Source organism: Pantoea graminicola (assembly GCF_048452665.1).
Lineage (GTDB): Bacteria > Pseudomonadota > Gammaproteobacteria > Enterobacterales > Enterobacteriaceae > Pantoea.
On the sequence record NZ_JBLWSJ010000005.1, the window covers coordinates 137,755 to 156,947 of the forward strand.

The following is a 19,193-nucleotide window of genomic DNA, read 5'->3' on the forward strand; positions in this document are numbered from 1 at the left end:
TTCTGCTTTAACGCCCGGGCGGCTCATCCAGCTGCCGCAGGTGATCATCCCGCTTCAGCGTCATCAGCGCCACAATGCTCACCAGCGCCGTCGCCATTACATACCAGGCGGGAATGTCAGGATTACCGGTCTCTTTAATCAGTCCGGTGATAATTAATCCGGCACAGCCAGAGAAAACCGCATTTGAGAGCGAATAGGCCAGCCCCAGCCCGGTGTAACGCACCTGCGTCGGAAACATCTCTGCCAGCATCGCAGGCCCCGGCCCGGCCAGCAGCCCCACTACGCCACCCGCAAAAAAAACCACCAGCGCTTTCAGCAGCAGCCCGGTTTCGGTCGATTGCAGAACGTTAAGCAGCGGCAGCGAGAGCACCAGCAGCAGCACCGCCGCCGTAACCATCACCCTCCGGCGCCCTATTCTGTCGCTCAGCATTCCGGCGGGAAGGATAGTGCTGGCAAAGCCGAGGTTTGAGATCACCGCAATCAGCAGCGCCTGGTTAAAACCGGTGTGCAGTGAGGCCTGCAGATAGGTCGGCATGATCACCAGCCAGGTGTATCCGGCTGCTGACCAGACCATGAGGCGGCAGATACCGAGCAGAATCGTTTTCAGCGTGTCGCCCAGGCTGGCCTGCACTTTCCGCACAGGTTGCGCCTGCTGCCCGATAAAGGCCGGGGTCTCCTCCATCTGCACCCGCAGCCAGAGCGCCAGCACCCCCATCGGCAGCGCCATAAAGAACGGGATACGCCAGCCCCAGCTCAGCATCTGTTCCGGGGTCAGCAGCACGGAGAGCAGCGCGACAATACCCGCTCCGGCCAGAAGCCCCAGCGCCACGGTAAAAGATTGCCAGGCACCATAGAGGCCCCGCCTGCCGCGCGGCGCAAACTCCGTCATCAGGGAGACCGCCCCGCCATACTCGCCCCCGGCGAACAGCCCCTGCAGAATGCGCAGTGCCGTGACGATCAGCGGAGCCAGCACGCCGAGCTGCGCATAGGGAGGCACCAGGCCAATAGCGGCGGTTGCCAGCGTCATCATAATTAAAACAAAGATCAGCGTGGGCTTACGTCCGATGCGGTCCCCCATCCTGCCGAAAACGACGGCGCCGAGCGGCCGGAAGAAAAAGGCGATGGCGAAGGAGGCGTAGGTCAGCAGAAGCCCGGTCAGTGCAGACTCGCCCTCCAGCCGGAAAAAGTTCTGCGCAATCACGGTGGCGAGGAAGCCATAAACCGCGAACTCATACCACTCAATAAAATTACCCACGGAACCGGCAATCAACGCACGTCTGCGCCGGGCAGCACTCAACAGGTTATCAGCGGGTTCATGCATAACGGTTCCTTTTTCAGTGTCATCACCGGTTTATGATTAGCATAATCGCCGGACACCTGCGCGCCCGCCTGCGCGCGGCGTTATCGCGGACACATAAAAATCCGCAATGGCCCCTTTTTCACCGCTGCGCCTTGCACAACGGCGCAACGATCGTCAGGATGTGCGGCATTAAGTGAACCGGATGGACAGATGATGAACGCACACACCTCAAAAGATCCTCTGCATGGCGTAACGCTGGAGATGCAGATCAACCGTTTAGTCGCGCAGTATGGCTGGGCGGAGCTGGCAGCACGGATCAATATTAACTGCTTTAAGAGCGATCCCAGCGTGAAGTCGAGCCTGAAGTTTTTACGCCGCACGCCCTGGGCGCGGGCCGAGGTCGAGGCGCTCTATCTCGCGTCGTTAGAGGGGAAAACCGCACCCCGCACTGCGCCTGCAAAGAAGGCGGATACGCCTGCCGCAGAGGATCCCTGGGGGAACTGGCGCGGCGGCAAGCCGGCGTAACGGGCCGGAAACGCAGACAATAAAAAAGCCCGCACGGTTAACCGTGCGGGCTTTTTTTACGTCAGGTCGCGATTACAGCGCCATGTCGTGCTTCGCTGATGGCGCAGTTGGCTGAGCCTGCGCGGCAGGTGCCTCGGCGGTTTTGCCATCCATGTTAATCACCGGCGGCGTGGTCAGCTGCAGGGTCGCAGCAGTGTCATTCCACACCTGCTGCAGCAACGGCACGTTGTCATTCAGTTTCTGACCGTAGCCAGGAACCATCTTGTGAATTTTGGCCTGCCACTCAGCGGATTTAAACTCTTCCGGGAACAGTTTCTGCATCACGTTTAACGCGATAGGCGCGGCGGTGGAGGCACCTGGAGAAGCACCCAGCAGGGCTGCTACGGTTTTCTGCTGATCGGTCACAATTTCGGTGCCCAGTTTCAGCACGCCACCTTTATCGGCGTCTTTCTTGATGATCTGCACACGCTGACCGGCCTGGATCAGTTTCCAGTCCTCTTTTTTCGCGTCCGGATAGTACTCTTTCAGCGATTCAAAGCGATCTTCATCATTCAGCATCACCTGGCCGATCAGATATTTCACCAGATCGAAGTTATCCATACCGACATTGGTCATCGGACCGATGTTATGGGTGGTGGTGGTGCTCAGCAGATCAAACAGGGAACCGTTTTTCAGGAACTTCGTCGAGAAGGTCGCAAAGGGTCCGAACAGTACGACACGTTTGCCATCCAGGTAGCGGGTATCCAGGTGCGGCACGGACATCGGTGGTGCACCGGTTGATGCCTGACCGTAGACTTTCGCCAGATGACGATCGGCAATTGCGCTGTTCTCGGTCACCAGGAAGGAGCCACCCACCGGGAAGCCTGCATAGTTGTCTGCTTCCGGAATGCCGGTCTTCTGCAGTAATTTCAGCGCGCCGCCGCCTGCACCGATGAAGACATATTTCGCGTCAACCGCACGCTCGTTGCCGTTATTGGCATCTTTGATGGTGACGTGCCAGGAGTTGTCGTCGTTACGCTTGAAATCGGTGACTTCAGACGAGGTTTCCAGACGGAAGTTATCTTTCTTCTTCAGGCTGCCGATCAGCTGACGGGTGATTTCACCGTAGTTGACGTCGGTGCCGACCGGGGTCCAGGTCGCGGCCACTTTCTGCTGCGGATCGCGGCCTTCCATCACCAGCGGAGCCCACTGCGCAATCTGCTTGTGATCGGTAGAGAATTTCATGCCCTGGAACAGCGCGGTTTTCTGCAGCGCAGCGTAGCGTTTGGTCAGGAAGTCAACGTTATCGCCCCAGACGAAGCTCATGTGCGGCGTTGAGTTGATGAAAGAGCGTGGATCGTGCATCACGCCCTCTTTAATCTGGGAGGTCCAGAACTGGCGCGAAACCATAAAGGCTTCATTGATTTCCAGCGCTTTGGTCACGTCGATCGAGCCGTCTTTACGCTCAGGCGTATAGTTCAGCTCCATGTTAGCAGAGTGACCGGTACCGGCGTTATTCCAGCCATTTGAAGATTCCAGCGCCACGCCATCCAGTTTCTCAACCATGATCTGCTTCCAGCCAGGCTGCAGCTCTTCCAGCATCGTGCCCATTGAGGCGCTCATGATGCCACCGCCGATTAACAGGACGTCGGTTTTTTCTGGTGAAGTTTCAGCGTGAAGCGCCGAAGAAACGAGCAAGGCCGCGAGGGAAAGGGTGGGAATAACTTTCTTTGAATTCATCATTTAATCTACAGCTCAGACGGTACTGGTTAAAAAAAGTCCTCAAATTTTAAAAGAATGTTATTTATGAGTTAATTCGAAAATAATTATAAAATTAAAAATAGCAATTTGGCCTTAATTTAATTACAAAAGGCTTACCATACTGATCATATATTTTAACCACACATTAAGGGTGTCCTTTGAATTATACAATCCCCTAACACAAATATTGTTCTCTGACGACCACCCGTCTGCAGACGGCTAAAACTGTACGGATGCGCAGAGTTCGCGTATGTTTCCCGGCGATCCTCTCTCCGTGCTGAGCGCCAATGAAAAGCCAACCACAGAACCAACATGCCGTGAAGAAACGACCCATGAAACTCAGTACCCTGACCACCCTGATGATGACTGCGGTTATCCTCACCGTGCTGGTCGCGGTCCATCTGCTCTACTTTGTGCAGATCGATAACTTTGCGCAGTCGCATCTCAAGGATAAGGCGATGGCAGTTGCGCGCACGCTGGCAGACAGCCCGGAGATCCAGCGCGGTTTAAGGTCGCCGGACGGCAGCCAGCAGATCCAGCCGCTGGCAGAAGCCGCCCGCAAACGCAACGGCCTGCTGTTTGTGGTGGTGACCGATATGCAGGGCATCCGCTATTCCCATCCCAACGCGGCGGTGATCGGGAAACATTTCGTTGGCAACGATATCTACCCGACGCTGCGTGGCCGGGAGAATGTGGCCGTGAATCATGGCGTTCTGGTGGAGGCACTGCGGGTTTTTACCCCTATTTTCAATGCGCAGCATCAGCAGATTGGCGTCGTAGCGATTGGGATCGCCCTGAACGATGTGGCGGCGCAGATTGCCAAAAGCCGCTGGAATATCGTCTGGACCGGTCTCTTTGGCGGCCTGGTGGCGCTGGTCGGCATTTTTATTCTGGTCAGGCGGCTAAAGCGCATCCTGCTGGGGCTGGAGCCGCACGAGATTTCCAGCCTGTTTGAGCAGCGCCAGGCGATCCTTAATTCCATTAAAGAGGGCGTGATTGCGGTCGATGATCATTCACGGATCAGCCTGATTAACCATGCGGCGCAGCAGCTGCTGCACGATACCACCCGTAAGATGCCCACCAGCGGCGATCTGATTGCTGAAGAGAGTGTGATGCATCGCCATCAGCAGGATGCGCTGCATGCGGGCAAAGCCTGGTATGACCAGGAGCTGACGCTGGGAAACCGTATCCTGATCAGCAACACCGTGCCGGTGCGCAGCCGCGAGCGCATTATCGGCGCGGTGACCACCTTCAGGGACAAGACCGAGATCAGCCAGCTGATGCAGCGTCTGGACGGCATGGTAAACTATGTGGATGCGCTGCGTGAGCGGTCCCATGAGTTCATGAATAAGCTGCATGTGATTCTGGGCCTGCTGCATATGAAAAATTATGCGCAGATGGAAGAGTATATCCTTAAAACCGCGAACGCCTATCAGACCGAAATTGGTTCTCTGCTGCAGAAGATTAAATCGCCAATCATCGCGGGCTTTCTGCTGAGTAAAATCAATCGTGTGACCGATGAAGGTCATCAGCTGATTATTGATGAGGCGAGTTTCCTGCCCGACTGCGGCAGTGAGGAGCAGAGCGCGGTGTTAATTACGGTGCTGGGCAATTTAATCGAAAATGCTCTTGAGGCGCTGGACCCGGAGGCTGAAGGAGAAATTCACCTCATGCTGCACTATCAGAATGGCTGGTTAGCCTGTGAAGTGAGCGATGATGGTCCCGGGATCGAGGGCACGCAGCTCAGCGCCATCTTCGAGCGTGGCGTCTCGTCCAAAGGCGACGATCGCGGCGTCGGGCTGTTTCTGGTTAAGCAGCAGACCGAAAGCCTGGGCGGTAGCGTCAGCGTGGAGTCGGAACCGGGTGTGTTTACCCAATTCTTAGTGCAACTTCCGTGGGAGAGAGGAATGATTACCCAATGATCAATGTGTTAGTTGTCGATGATGATGCGATGGTAGCCGAGCTTAATCGCTGCTATATCGGGCAGATATCCGGCTTTACCTGCTGCGGCACTGCCTCCACTCTGCAGCAGGCCAAAGAGTTCCTGGCGCAGGCTGAGCCACCAGTTGATCTGATCCTGCTGGACATCTATATGCAGCAGGAGAACGGTCTCGATCTGTTGCCGGAGCTGCGCAGCGCCGGACGGCCGGTTGACGTCATCATTATCTCGTCGGCTGCCGATGCGGCGACCATCAAAACCTCACTCAACTACGGGGTGGTGGATTACCTGATTAAGCCTTTCCAGTTTGCCCGTTTCGAAGAGGCGCTCACCGGCTGGCGGCAGAAAAAATCGCTGATGGATAATCATCAGTTCTATCAGCAGTCGGACGTGGATCAGCTTCTGCATGGCAATCTGCCCGGTGCCAGCGAGCAGAAGCGGCTGCCTAAAGGATTAACGCCGCAGACGCTGCGCACGCTGTGCCTCTGGATCGACGCGCATCCGGGGACCGAATTCTCTACCGACGAGCTGGCCACCGAGGTGAATATCTCCCGCGTCTCCTGCCGCAAATATCTGATCTGGCTGGCGCAGATTAATATCCTGTTCACCAGCATTCATTATGGGGTAACGGGGCGTCCGGTTTATCGCTATCGCCTGCAGCCGGAATATCACACCCTGCTTAAACAATACTGTCAGTGAACCAGCCGGTAGTCGGTGTCCAGTAACCGGAACGAAAAGTGACGTTGTGACGAGCAGATCACCTGCCTGTCACGGGTCACGAAAATCGCCTCAATGCCCGGCTTGTCGGTCAGACAGGCGATGCCCTGTTCCACGCCCAGCCCATACAGCAGCGTGGTGTAGATATCGCCATCCAGCGAACGGTCCGAGATCACCGTTACGCTCAGCAGCGCGTTATCCAGCGGATAACCGCTGTGCGGATCGAGAATATGGTGGTAACAGATGCCATCCTGCTCGAAGTAACGCTCGTAAATGCCTGAGGTGACCACCGAGCGGTTGTTGACCTCGATCACCCCGATCAGCGCGTCCTTTTCGCCAAAAGGTTTTTTCAGGCCGATGGCCCAGCCCGCTTCATCGGGTGGCGCACCCACCGTCTGGACATTGCCGCCCAGGTTAATCAGGGCGCGGCTGACCTGCTGCTGACGCAGATAAGCCTGCACGACATCGGCGATATAACCTTTGGCAATAGCCCCGAGATCAATCTCCATACCTGGCCGGGCCAGCATCACGCTGCGGGCGTCGGCATCCAGGATCACCTCATGTGGATTGGTCAGCGCCAGACGCGCCTGCAGCGCCGCGTCGGAGGGCACGCTGTGGCCCTGAAATCCAATCTTCCAGCACTTCACCAGCGGGCCGATAGCCAGGTTAAACAGGCTGCCGGGCAGCAGGCTGACCGCGTGTGCGCAGGCGATCAAATCGAATACGGGCTGACTCACCACCACCGGATGCTGCCCCGCCGCATGGTTAATCGCCATCACTTCTGACGCGGCACGATTGACCGTGAACAGATTCTCCTGCTGTTTGATCAGGCGAAACACCTGACCGGCCAGGATCGGGTTATCATCGAAGAGTTTCAGCAGAATGGGTGACCCCATTAATACGGCGGAGTAAGCATAGACACGCACATCGTTTAACATAGGCGACTCTGCTCTGAAGAGGAAAAAACGGCACCCGCCTGAGGCGGATGCCGGGGCGGGTGATTAACGGCGGGCATAGGCCGCGGCGTTACCTCCCGCCAGGATACCGAAGATGATGATATCGGCGACAGCGTTACCGCCGATACGGTTCGCGCCGTGGATACCGCCAACCACCTCGCCACAGGCCCAGGCACCGTTAATCACCTGTTTCTGGTTGTCCAGTACGGCAGTGGTGGTGTCGATGGTCACGCCGCCCATGGTGTGATGCACCCCCGGTGCGATACGAATCGCATAGAACGGACCTTCGCTCAGCGGGTGACGCAGCGCGGTCTGGCGACCGAAGTCTTCATCTTTCTGCATTCTGACAAAGTTGTTGTATCGGGCCAGTGTCGCTTCCAGCGTCTGAGACTCGCTCATGTTCAGTTTTACGGCCAGCTCCGCCACGGTCGGGGCGCTGATGACAAAGCCTTTAGCAATATATTCGTCCGCCGCTTTGTTGTTCATCCGCACCTGCTCATCGAACACGATCCAGGCACTCTTCTCTGGCAGGGCGATAATCTGAGCGGAGACTTTGTCGCGGGTCTCCATTTCGTTGTAGAAACGCTTACCGGCCTGACTCACCAGGATGGCCCCGCCGCCACGAATGGACTCAGAGACCAGATAAGAGGTGGTCTGCTCCACCGTCGGGTGAATCTGGATTTCGCCCATATCCACGGTTCCGGCCCCGATCCTCTCCAGCATCGCGATGCCGCTGCCGGTCGCGCCTTTGTGGTTGGTGGTCACGAAACCATCGAGTTCAGGACGGTATTTCACCACCAGCTCGCGGTTGGCGCTGAATCCGCCAGTCGCCACAATCACGCTTTTCGCGTTCAGGATGCGGCTGTCGTTGTACTCATCCACCACTTTGACACCGGTGACCGCGCCATTCTCATAGAGGATCTCTTCAACGGAGGTCTCCAGCAGCACTTCGATGTTGCGGCTGTTGATATTTTTCACCAGGCCGCTGATCAGGAAGCCGCCGACCGCTGAGCGGTCCGCCGGACGGTGAGTGCGGTCGATGCTCATCCCGCCGGTGATGGTGATATCATTCAGCTCGATGCCATGATCCGCCAGCCACTCAATCGCTTCCGGTGCCAGGTCAACAAACTCACGCAGCAGCACCGGATTGTTCTTGAACTGGCCCCCTTTCAGGGTCTCTTCATAGAACAGCTCTTTGCTGTCCTCGATGCCTTTGAGTTTCTGGAAGCGGGTCTCTGCGGCGTTCATCCCCACAGAGGCTTTGATGGTGTTGCCGCCGATGGTCGGCATCTTCTCAATGATCACCACGCGTGCGCCCTCATCGTGCGCCTGAATCGCCGCTGCCAGACCGGCACCGCCGCTGCCCACCACCACCACATCGTAGTTCTGGGGTGCGTTGGGATTGCCGCCCTCTTCAATAACATGTTCCTTGCTGGAGGTGGTCATGGCGCGTGAAACCGCTTTTTTCAGCGCCTCACTCTGCGTGGTGGCACCGGTGATCGCATCAACGTGTGGACTGTTGGCGACAAGGATACGGTTACGGAGGCTTTCAAAAGTGGAAGTAAAGTCCACATCCAGGGTGTCATCCGGAACCAGGGTGATGTCGGTGATACGGTCGGTGTCCAGCGTGACGTTGATTTTCAGCTTCAGCGCTTCGGCTTCCACTTTTTCCTGATAGACGCCCGCTTTATACTTGCGGCCAGACTCGCTCATGTCGCGGATCATCGCATCCACCAGTGAGAAGCGCCACAGCGGTTCCGGGATCTGCAGCGCTTCGCGTTTGTTGCTGTCGATATAGAGTTCGAGATGCTCGTTATTAAGAATGCGGTCGGCCCAGTTCGGATAGGCAATACAGGCTTTACCAACCGCCACCAGATCGTAGCCTTTCTCCAGCGCCAGCTCCGCATCCGCTTTGTTCACCACGCCACCCACACCAATCACCGGCACTTTTGCCAGTTGCGGCGAACGCATCGCAATATACTTCTCGATCAGCGGCGTAGGGTCCTGAGTATCAACAATCGACGGACGCAGCAACTGACCCACGGAGAAGTGGACGTAATCGAGGCCGCGCGCGGCCAGTTTCTCCAGCAGATAGAGGGTGTCATCAAACCGGATGCCGGGCACTTCGATCTCTTCGGGTGAGAAGCGATAGCCGATGATGAAGGAGTTATGCGCGAAGCGTGCCGCCATCTTGTGAGTGATTTCCAGCACTTCAAGCGGGAAGCGAGCACGGTTGTCGCGGCTGCCGCCCCATTTGTCGTCGCGCTGGTTGGAGTTCGGTGAATAGAACTGCTGAATCAGGTAAGTGTTGGCACCGTGGATTTCCACACCGTCGAACCCCGCCTTGATGGCACGGTTCACGGCATCACCAAATTTGGTGATCATGGTTTCCACTTCGTCGGCGCTCAGCGCCAGCGGTTTGGTCGCCCCTTCACGCGGTGCGGCAATCGCACTGGGCGCAACCGGGGTTTTACCGCCAATCAGTTCCGGCTCGACCATGCGGCCACCGTGATAGATCTGCAGGATCGCCGTAGAGCCTTCAGATTTTATCGCGTCCGCAATGCGTTTCAGGCCGGGGATCTTGTTATCGCTGTCGATCGCAATGGCCCCCGGAAATGCCGGGCCACGGTTATCGATAAAACAGCACTCGACGATCACAGTACCGATGCTGCCTGCACGCGCACGATAGTATTCGACCAGCTCGCTGGTGACCGTACCGTCATAAAAACCGGTACAGGTTGTCATGGGTGCCATCACCAACCGGTTTTTCAGCACAGCGCCGCCAGGAAGCGTCAGGGGATTAAGGAGGGGAGTGAGAGTATTCATTGCGATAAACTCCAAGATTTAAAAGTCTGGAAATTTTTATAGCGGACGCTAATTATCGCCTAATTAAGTGGTCCGATGTCATGAACTTAATATACTCCTTTCTTTGCTTTCATAAGCGATAAATTTACTTATTTAACTTTTAAACAATTGGGTGTATTTAATTTTATGATTTGCCAGCGTAAAGATCCATTGATTGTTAACCAATGGAAACTAAAAATCAACACATCGTTCACATAAAAAATAAAACAAAACCTATCAGATAGTTACATGAAACCCGGAGATGCAGGACTTCAGGATATTTGTAGATCTTCGTCACAAAAAGGCGGAAAGAGGGTGCATCAGAATATAGATTAAAAATAAATGTTAAAATCTGACGATAATAAATTAATTTCTTTGATTTAGATCAAAATTCATATTTCAGAAAATCGCATCATATTTACATGGCGCTAAAATAAGTGCTCAATACTCAGTCAGCAGATTAACCTAAATCCGTGCATCGCGGTTTATTCATACTATTAAGAATAAAAAAGAAAGTTATTCGTGAAGGTCCGGGGCGCACATCGTATTCTTCTTAACTTGCAGATAAAACACTATGAAAACACTCTCAGCTGTAACCGAACCGCCCAAAGCCTCACCTGCGGCGGTGGCCAGAAAGAAAGCCCTGATGCTTGCCTTACCGGTGATTGTGGCCGTACTGCTGTTACTGGTGCCCACGCCCGCCGGACTCGAACCCTACGCCTGGCACTTCTTCGCCATCTTCGTCGGGGTCATCGTCGGTTTAATCTTTGAACCGCTGCCAGGAGCGGTGATTGGCCTGACCGGGGTTGTCGTTATCGCCCTCTTCAGTCAGTTCCTGCTTTTCAGCCCGGCAGAGCTGGCTAATCCGAAATTCAAAGCCGCCGGCGAGGCTTTCAAATGGGCGGTAAGCGGTTTCGGCAACTCCACCGTCTGGCTGATCTTTGGTGCCTTTATGTTCGCCGCGGGTTATGACAAAACGCAGTTTGGTCGTCGCCTGGCCCTGATTCTGGTGAAGTATCTGGGGCGTCGCAGCCTGACGCTGGGCTATGCCATTACCTTCGCTGACCTGCTCCTGGCGCCGTTTACCCCATCAAACACCGCGCGCAGTGGCGGCACTATCTACCCGATCATCGCCAACCTGCCGCCGCTGTATGGCTCTAAACCCAACGACCCGAGCGCCCGAAAAATCGGCTCTTATCTGATGTGGGTCGCCATTACCGCCGCCTGTATCACCAGCTCCATGTTCCTCTCTGCGCTGGCCCCTAACCTGCTGGCACTGGCGCTGGTGAAAAGCATCATCGGGTTTGATATCTCATGGGGCATGTGGTTCCTGGCTTTCCTGCCGCTGGGCCTGCTGCTGATTCTGACCATGCCGCTGCTGGCTTACTGGTTCTATCCGCCTGAAGTCAAAATCAACGACGAAGTGCCAAAATGGGCTATCGCCGAACTGGAAAAACTGGGCCGTCTGACCCGCAATGAGATCCTGCTGCTGGTGTTTGTGGTCTGTGCGCTGCTGATGTGGATTTTCGCCACCGCCTGGATTGAACCTGCGCTGGCAGCCCTGCTGGTTGTGGTGCTGATGCTGTGGACCGGCGTGCTGAACTGGAACGACATCACCAGTAACAAACCGGCCTGGAACACCTTCGCCTGGTTCGCGACCCTGGTGGCCCTGGCCGACGGCTTAGCCCGCGTCGGATTTATTACCTGGTTAGGTAAAGAGGGGGGAATGCTGCTGCAGGGTTACGATCCGCAGGTTTCAGCCGTCGTCCTGCTGATTGCCTTCTTCCTGCTGCACTACCTGTTCGCCAGCACCACCGCGCATACCACCGCGCTGTTACCGGCCATGCTGACCATCGCCGCCTCTATCCCGGGGATTAACATGCCGGTCTTCTGCCTGATGTTATGTACCTCTCTGGGTGTGATGGGCATCATCACCCCTTACGGCACGGGCCCAAGTCCGATTTACTACGGCAGCGGCTATCTGCCAACCAAAGACTACTGGCGTCTGGGTACTATCTTCGGCGCTATCTTCCTGGTATCCATGATGCTGATTGCCTATCCGTGGATGGTGTGGATGTTCTGACGGATACCAAATGCAGATCAACGCGTTATAAGATACCATTCCTGCACTTCCCCGCTGTAGCCACGGCGGGGAAGCATAATAAACAATACATTCGCCTATGATGTTGCACCCCGCAGCCTGCCCGCGGAGGTTCAGCCAGTCAGTAAGTGAGAAAAAATGTCGAACAAACCTTTTGTCTATCAGAACCCCTTTCCGCTGTCCCACGACGATACCGAATACTATCTGCTGAGTCGCGAGCATGTCTCTGTCGCGGAGTTTGAGGGGCAGGAGATCCTGAAAGTTGCGCCTCAGGCACTGACCTTGCTCGCTCAGCAGGCGTTTCATGACGCCTCCTTTATGCTGCGTCCGGCCCACCAGCAGCAGGTAGCCTCTATCCTCAACGACCCGGAAGCCAGCGACAATGACAAATATGTCGCCCTGCAGTTTCTGAGAAACTCCGAAATTGCCGCCAGAGGCGTGCTGCCGACCTGTCAGGATACCGGCACCGCGATCATTATGGGCAAAAAGGGTCAGCGCGTCTGGACCGGTGGCGGAGATGAAGCCGCGCTGTCACAGGGTATCTACAATACCTATATCGAAGAGAACCTGCGTTACTCGCAGAACGCGGCGCTGGATATGTACAAAGAGGTGAATACCGGCACCAACCTGCCCGCGCAGATTGACCTCTACAGCGTCGATGGCGATGAGTACAAGTTCCTCTGTATTGCCAAGGGTGGCGGCTCTGCCAACAAAACCTACCTCTACCAGGAAACCAAAGCGCTGCTCAGCCCGGGCAAGCTGAAAAATTACCTGGTGGATAAGATGCGGACGCTCGGCACTGCCGCCTGCCCGCCTTACCATATCGCCTTTGTCATCGGCGGCACCTCGGCAGAGAGCACCCTGAAAACGGTTAAACTCGCCTCGACGCACTATTACGACGGACTGCCCACCGAAGGCAACGAGCATGGTCAGGCGTTCCGCGACGTCCAGCTGGAGCAGGAACTGCTGGAAGCGGCGCAGCAGCTCGGCCTGGGCGCGCAGTTTGGCGGTAAATATTTCGCACACGACATCCGCGTTGTCCGTCTGCCGCGTCATGGCGCATCCTGTCCGGTGGGTATGGGCGTCTCCTGCTCGGCTGACCGTAATATCAAAGCGAAGATTAACCGTGAAGGCATCTGGATTGAGAAACTCGAATCCAATCCAGGCCGCCTGATCCCGGAAGCACTGCGTCAGCAGGGTGAAGGCGAGGTATTGCAGGTCAATCTTAATCGTCCGATGGAGGAGATCCTGGCGCAGCTCTCTGCCTATCCGGTTTCTACCCGTCTCTCCCTGACCGGCACCATCATCGTGGCGCGTGATATTGCTCATGCCAAACTCAAAGAGCGCATCGATAACGGTGAAGGTTTACCGCAGTACATCAAAGATCACCCGGTTTATTACGCCGGTCCGGCTAAGACGCCAGAAGGCTACGCCTCGGGTTCACTCGGCCCGACCACCGCAGGACGTATGGACTCCTACGTGGATCTGCTGCAGGCTCACGGCGGCAGCAAGATCATGCTCGCGAAAGGCAACCGCAGCCAGCAGGTGACGGATGCCTGCCAGAAACATGGCGGTTTCTACCTGGGCAGCATCGGCGGTCCGGCCGCCGTTCTGGCACAGCAGAGCATCAAGAGCCTAGAGTGTGTGGAGTATCCTGAGCTGGGCATGGAAGCGATCTGGAAAATCGAGGTGGAGAACTTCCCTGCCTTTATCCTGGTCGATGACAAAGGCAATGACTTCTTCCAGCACATCGAGCGCGCGCACTGCGCCAGATGCGTCAAGTAACGCTGACGGCCAGACAGAAAAAAAGCCCCGGTTTCGGGGCTTTTTTATGGAAAGACTCTGGCCGGTGAGCGGCAGCCAGACTGGCGCCGTTCTGACTCCTCTTTTAGCCGCGCTGTAACCGCTGCAACGCCGCGTCGATCTGCTCATCACCTTTTGTCAGTTCGATGATCTGATACTTAATCGCCGGATTTTCAATTATCCCGACCAGCGTTGCCGCCACATCTTCGCGCGGGATCTCACCATAGGGAATCGCCAGATCGGCATGAACCCGCCCCGTACCGGCGTCGTCAGTCAGCGTTCCTGGCCGCAGGATCACCCACTCCAGCCTGCTCGCCACCAGCTCCGCATCGGCCAGGCGTTTCACCCGCATATAGTTCTCGAAACCCTCTGACGGCGTTTTACCGCGGCCCGCATCGGGAAAGGCGGAAACCAGTAAAAAACGCGAGACGCCCGCCTGCGTGGCAGCGGCTACAGCCCGCTTCAGCCCTTCACCATCGATGGCGTTAGTCAGCGCGATCCCCGCTCCGCCCGCGCCCGCCGTAAAGACAGCGACATCGTGCCCGGTCATCAGCGTAGCCAGCGCGGCGACATCCAGCTGCTGAATATCCCCTTCCACCGGCTTCGCGCCTGCCGCCTGCAGCGATTCAGCCTGTTCCGGTTTGCGATGCAGCGCCGTGACCGCATGGTGGCGGCTGCTCAGCTGGCGGGTAAGCTGTCGGCCGACCTTGCCCGCCGCGCCAATGATGAAACATGTTGCCATAGGTTCCTCCCTTTTCTTATCTCGTGCCTGAGTATAGCCTCTGCCGGAAACAAGACTGGTGCCGGCGCCTGCAGGGATTATTCCGGGATCACTTTTTCCGCTTTCAGCTTATCGAACAGCTGAATAAAGGAGTCGAGCGTGCTGCGATAACCGGTAAAGCCCGCCTTGCGGCTTTTGCTCATATCGGTGAAGGCTTCCATCGGACGTCCCAGGTCGGCGTCGGTGTGCCACCATGATGCCAGTTTAGTCACATCGGCCTCACGCAGCTGATGCTGCTCTGCAATCGCCTGCCACGCAGCAGGTGCCTCATCCATCCGGTTTTCCAGCGGCATCATCTGCGCCGGGAACGCTGCGGCTTCAAGACCAAAGTAGTCAGCCAGTTTTGGCCACATCCAGTTCCAGCGGAACACGTCGCCATTGACGGCGTTGAAATCCTGGTTAGCAGCGTCAGGCGAGGTGGCCGCCCAGTGCAGCTGCTCAGCCAGCAGACCGGCATCGGTCATATCCACCACGCCATTCCACTGCTCTGGCGAGCCGGGGAAGATAAAGGGCCAGCCCTTCTCTTTGCACAGCGTTGCGTAGACCGCCAGCGTCTGCCCCATATTCATCGCATTACCTACGGCGTAGCCGATGATGGTGTGAGGACGATGTACGCTCCAGCGATAGTCATATTTCTCTGCGCCAGCGAACAGCTCATCTTCCTGCGCATAGTAGAAGTTATCGACCGGCTGACGGCCCTGCTCTTCACGGAACGGCGTCACCGGTACCGCACCTTTACCGTAGGCTTCGAACGGCCCCAGATAGTGTTTCAGTCCGGTCACCAGCGCGACGTGCGAACCTTTGAGGCGATCGTTCAGCGCATCGATCACGTTGCGCACCATGCCGCCGTTGACGCGAATGTTCTCTTTTTCCGTCTCCTGACGCGCCCAGACGCTGAAGAACAGCGCATCCGGTTTCTCCGATTTCAGAACCTCACGCACGGCGTCGGCGTCCGTCAGATCGGCGGTCAGGCTGGTCACGCCCTCAGGCACCGCACCGCGTCCGCGTGACAGGCCGCTGACCTCCCAGCCCTCCTGCTGAAGTTTTTCTGCCAGTGCGCGGCCGATGACACCACTGATGCCCACAATTAACGCGTGCTTTTTCATTTGATTTCTCCTCGTTTTGGGTAATTCTAAGCCTAATAGAGAATTCAGTTCTTATCTCTGGCATTTATTCACAGCATTCTCAACCTGAGTTCATTAATCGATGCACGATCACCGTCTTAAAGATATTCTGCCGTTTGTTGCCAGCGTCGAATGTGGCAGCTTTACCGCCGCCGCCCAGCGCCTGCATGTCACCGGTTCGGCAATCAGTAAAAGCGTCAGCCGTCTTGAGGCGCGACTGGGATCCAGGCTGCTGGAGCGCACCACCCGCAGCCTGAGCCTGACCGATGCAGGCAGCGCCTACTATCAGACCTGTCTGCGTATTCTGGAGGATCTGGCCGAAGCGGAAGCGGTGCTGGCAGCGCAGCGCACTATTCCATCCGGCCGCCTGAAACTTGCCGTGCCGACGACCTATGGCCGCCTCAACGTTATGCCGCTGCTGGTGCCCTTTTGCCAGCAGCATCCGGAACTGGCGATCAGCATGAGTCTGTCAGACCGGTTCGTTGACCTGTTTGAAGAGGGTGTCGATGTGGCGGTGCGGATTGGCGGCGCACCGGATCTGCCCGCGTCGCTGGGCTGGCGTAATATGGGACGTGAGCAGATGCAGTTCTGCGCCTCTCCCGCCTATCTGGACCGCGAGGGACGCCCGCAGAGTGAAGCAGAACTATTGAAACACCCCGCCATTCTTTATGAGCGGGTGGATGGCAGCAGCAAACCCTGGCTGTTTACCACCGAAGATGGTCAGCCGCACTGGCGTGACGTGCCCTACCGGCTGGCGCTGGGCGATGTGGATGCGCAGTTACAGGCGGTGCTGGCGGGGCTAGGGGTGGCGCAGATGCCCTCCTGGCTGATTCAGCGCGCCGTCGACGCGGGCGATCTGGAGATCCTCCTGCCGCATCTGCAGCCTGACGGCCTGACGCTGAGCGTGGTGTGGCCACGCCGCAAACAGTTTCTGCCCAAAGTGGATGCGCTGCTGTCGGCACTGACCGCACTCGCGATCCGCTGAAACTCGCCCCGCCTGCGGGAGGCGACGCTGCGCCTCCCGGCTAACCAACGCTGACCGGGGAGTATCAGGCGATCGGCGCGGTTAACGAGACAGCCGCCAGCTTATCAGGGTGCTGTGATAACGATAGCGACGCGGCGGTTCTGCGCGCGCCCCTGTGCGCTGTTGTTGCTGCTGACCGGTGCGCGCATGCCCAGTCCACGGGTGACAATATTTTCTCGCGGTATCGCCGCACCTGCCGCCCACTGCGCGGCAACGGCCTCTGCGCGTTTCAGCGACAGCTGCTGGTTATAGTCGGGCTTGCCGTAATTATCCGTGTGCCCGTCAATACGGACATGCTCAATCCCGGTTGCGGCCAGGTTTTTTGCCATCCCCTGAATAGTCTGTTTACTGGCGGGCGTCAGTTCTGACTCGTTTACCCCAAACAGGATCCTATCGGACAAGCCTAATCCCCAGCCTTCCATATTCTGAGTGAATCCGGCACTTCTCATCGCTGCGATTTGCGCCTCGCTGAAACGTTCTTTCGACTGACAGCCCGCCAGCGTCAGAGTAAGCAACAGCAGGGAAAGGTTTTTCTTCATCTTTACGCCCTATTTTTTCGCTTGTTTTTGTACATATCCCTGTCGGCACGTTCGAGAATCGACTCTATCGTTTCACCCGGTTGTGACCAGGCGTAGCCAAGGGTTACCGAGGTCGTAACCGGCATGCCTTCTGTAATCAGGATCGGCTCTTTGGTAGCGTCATGAATGCGCTGCATGAGCGACTGTAATGCCGCTTCACTCGTCCGGCTGCAGACCAGCATGGCAAATTCATCTCCCCCTAATCGCGCAACCAGATCCGACTCTGCGGCCAGCGACAGCAGTCGTGACCCTATGGCTTTTAATACCTCGTCGCCGGCGGCATGGCCCCAGTTATCGTTGATGCTCTTGAAGCGATCGCCATCCAGAAACAGCAGCGCAAAGCGCGGTTGCGCCTGTGACGCCAGAAGCTGGGTCAGGCGCGCGGAGAAGGCGCTGCGGTTGGCGAGGCCGGTCAGCGGATCGGTCAGCGCCTGCGCGGCCAGCGAGCGATTGTCTCGGATCAGCGAAGCCTTGAGGGATTGCATCTCCCTCAGCAGCGAGTTGAGATCGTCTGAAAAGAGCTGAAACTCCCTGATGGGGCCGCCCGGAATACGCCAGGAGAAATCACCGGAGTTAATGACATAGTGAATCGAACTGGTGATGGTGCGCAGGGTCGCGATCATCCCCCGATGCAGAAATTCGCTCAGCAGCAGCGAGATAATCAGTACGCAGAGCATCCCGATGGAGAGGATTATAAAGGAGTACTGAATGAAACTCTTCGCGCCGGTAACGGTGCCCTCCAGCGTCAGGGTGCCAACGGCAACGTCAGCGTGAATAATATCGACGTTAAGCGGCTTGCGATAAATCCAGTCGCGCAGCAATCGCGAATACAAGCCCGCCTCCTCCTGCTGTGCGTGCCACTGGGCCAGAACAAGATTATCCCGGGTAACCAGCTTTGCAGAAGCGTAAAGTCCCTCATTACCAAAGCGTTCGATTTTACTGCGGGCATCCTCGCTGTCGGCAAAGACGGTGGCCGCCGTTAAGGTCGTGCTTAAGGTCGAACCGATCAGATCGAGGTTACACTTCTCATAGTGTTTAATAAAAATGAGCGACGTCGATGAGAGCAGCAGCCAGCAGAGCAGTAATATTACCGCCGAATTGATGGTGCTTATTTTCCGCAGTTTATTGCGGATAGATGATTTATCGTGCCGGGATTCATCGAATTTCATCTTATTTTTTTCCCTCGCGGGAGAGCAACAGCACATCCGGACTCACTCTGACCCCGCTTCTGGCCAGGGAGTCGAGATTAACAGCAAAGTGGGTATGGCCTGGCTGAAAAATCAGGCAGAAAGCAGCACCCAGGGTGCATTCCGCATTATTCTCGGCAAAGGTTAGTACTCCTCGCCCCTTAAACTGCCTGATAAGATCCACCTGCTGTTGCGGCGTCTCATCACCGAAATAGATGGCGTCACAGCGATGTTTAGCAAGGTCACCCACCCCCGTCAGATAGACCGTGGTGAATGTCGCGGTCACAGAGGCACTTTTTTCCGGTAATGAGAGATGGTGTGCTGAGGTAAAAACACATAATTCAGGCGGCGTATTTAAACCGTTCCAGTGGGTAAAACTGATTATGCCGCTGACGATACGATTCGCGTTGCCATCCTTTATTCCGGCGCGGGCAATATGCGGATGAATAAAGAACAGAATAAGGAGCGTAGAGAGGATCTGGCAGGTACGACGCAGCAGAAGCAGCACATCGGCTTCAGGATGAGTGAAATATTTATCGGTCATACTGCATTCCAGTAATACTACGCACGGCAG

15 protein-coding genes are annotated in these 19,193 nt (G+C 56.4%); 6 read left to right on the top strand and 9 right to left on the bottom strand.

The annotated features are described in order from the left end of the window. Positions 1-7: 7 nt before the first annotated feature. Positions 8-1,321: an MFS transporter gene (locus ACNY69_RS13530; RefSeq protein ID WP_111138450.1), complete on the bottom strand. Its 1,314-nt coding sequence runs from the start codon at positions 1,319-1,321 to the stop codon at positions 8-10. A 192-nt stretch (positions 1,322-1,513) separates the two neighbouring features. On the opposite strand from ACNY69_RS13530, the gene ACNY69_RS13535 reads away from it, so the two are divergent. Next, on the top strand, positions 1,514-1,825 hold the full coding sequence (locus ACNY69_RS13535; RefSeq protein ID WP_111138468.1) for a VF530 family protein: 312 nt from the start codon (positions 1,514-1,516) through the stop codon (positions 1,823-1,825). A gap of 72 nt (positions 1,826-1,897) precedes the next feature. On the opposite strand, the gene mqo is transcribed toward ACNY69_RS13535, so the two are convergent. Continuing rightward, positions 1,898-3,547: a malate dehydrogenase (quinone) gene (gene mqo, locus ACNY69_RS13540; protein ID WP_418798730.1), complete on the bottom strand. Its 1,650-nt coding sequence runs from the start codon at positions 3,545-3,547 to the stop codon at positions 1,898-1,900. Between the two features lie 305 nt (positions 3,548-3,852). On the opposite strand from mqo, the gene ACNY69_RS13545 reads away from it, so the two are divergent. Further along, the gene (locus ACNY69_RS13545) at positions 3,853-5,487 is read left to right on the top strand and encodes a sensor histidine kinase (RefSeq protein WP_472826296.1); all 1,635 of its coding nucleotides are present in this window, start codon (positions 3,853-3,855) and stop codon (positions 5,485-5,487) included. Next, positions 5,484-6,203, top strand: coding sequence for a two-component system response regulator DcuR (gene dcuR, locus ACNY69_RS13550; protein WP_111138453.1), 720 nt, complete (start codon positions 5,484-5,486; stop codon positions 6,201-6,203). Before ACNY69_RS13545 ends, dcuR begins: the two co-directional genes overlap by 4 nt. On the opposite strand, the gene ACNY69_RS13555 is transcribed toward dcuR, so the two are convergent. After that, positions 6,197-7,159, bottom strand: a complete 963-nt coding sequence (locus ACNY69_RS13555) for an FAD:protein FMN transferase (protein ID WP_418798733.1) — start codon at positions 7,157-7,159, stop codon at positions 6,197-6,199. The genes dcuR and ACNY69_RS13555 overlap by 7 nt on opposite strands. A 63-nt stretch (positions 7,160-7,222) precedes the next feature. Beyond that, positions 7,223-10,003 carry a flavocytochrome c gene (locus ACNY69_RS13560; protein ID WP_293772421.1) on the bottom strand — a complete coding sequence of 927 codons (2,781 nt, stop codon included), beginning with the start codon at positions 10,001-10,003 and terminating at the stop codon, positions 7,223-7,225. A 592-nt stretch (positions 10,004-10,595) separates the two neighbouring features. Between ACNY69_RS13560 and ACNY69_RS13565 the strand changes: the two genes are divergently transcribed. Both ACNY69_RS13565 and fumA read left to right on the top strand, forming a co-directional pair. After that, a complete protein-coding gene (locus tag ACNY69_RS13565; RefSeq protein WP_418798735.1) occupies positions 10,596-12,104 on the top strand; it encodes a DASS family sodium-coupled anion symporter in 1,509 nt (502 codons plus the stop codon). A 156-nt stretch (positions 12,105-12,260) separates the two neighbouring features. Next, positions 12,261-13,907 carry a class I fumarate hydratase FumA gene (gene fumA / locus ACNY69_RS13570; RefSeq protein WP_111138456.1) on the top strand — a complete coding sequence of 549 codons (1,647 nt, stop codon included), beginning with the start codon at positions 12,261-12,263 and terminating at the stop codon, positions 13,905-13,907. Between the two features lie 103 nt (positions 13,908-14,010). Here the strand turns inward: fumA and ACNY69_RS13575 are convergent, their stop codons facing one another. Together ACNY69_RS13575 and ACNY69_RS13580 are read right to left on the bottom strand one after the other, a co-directional pair. Then, positions 14,011-14,667, bottom strand: a complete 657-nt coding sequence (locus ACNY69_RS13575; protein WP_418798737.1) for an SDR family oxidoreductase — start codon at positions 14,665-14,667, stop codon at positions 14,011-14,013. A gap of 77 nt (positions 14,668-14,744) precedes the next feature. After that, a complete protein-coding gene (locus ACNY69_RS13580) occupies positions 14,745-15,812 on the bottom strand; it encodes an SDR family oxidoreductase (RefSeq protein ID WP_293772427.1) in 1,068 nt (355 codons plus the stop codon). A 100-nt stretch (positions 15,813-15,912) separates the two neighbouring features. Here ACNY69_RS13580 and ACNY69_RS13585 point away from each other — a divergent pair, with 100 nt between their 5' ends. Then, positions 15,913-16,815, top strand: a complete 903-nt coding sequence (locus ACNY69_RS13585; RefSeq protein ID WP_111138459.1) for a LysR family transcriptional regulator — start codon at positions 15,913-15,915, stop codon at positions 16,813-16,815. Between the two features lie 104 nt (positions 16,816-16,919). Here ACNY69_RS13585 and yfiB read toward each other — a convergent pair whose 3' ends face one another. From yfiB to yfiR, 3 genes are read right to left on the bottom strand one after another with little or no spacing between them, the layout of a single operon-like run. Beyond that, the gene (yfiB, locus tag ACNY69_RS13590; RefSeq protein WP_418798740.1) at positions 16,920-17,393 is read right to left on the bottom strand and encodes an outer membrane lipoprotein YfiB; all 474 of its coding nucleotides are present in this window, start codon (positions 17,391-17,393) and stop codon (positions 16,920-16,922) included. A gap of 2 nt (positions 17,394-17,395) precedes the next feature. Beyond that, complete coding sequence (gene dgcN / locus ACNY69_RS13595; RefSeq protein ID WP_418798742.1) at positions 17,396-18,601, bottom strand: diguanylate cyclase DgcN/YfiN; 1,206 nt, start codon at positions 18,599-18,601, stop codon at positions 17,396-17,398. A gap of 1 nt (position 18,602) precedes the next feature. Further along, positions 18,603-19,163, bottom strand: coding sequence for a regulatory sequestration protein YfiR (gene yfiR, locus ACNY69_RS13600; RefSeq protein WP_111138462.1), 561 nt, complete (start codon positions 19,161-19,163; stop codon positions 18,603-18,605). Between the last annotated feature and the right edge of the window lie 30 nt (positions 19,164-19,193).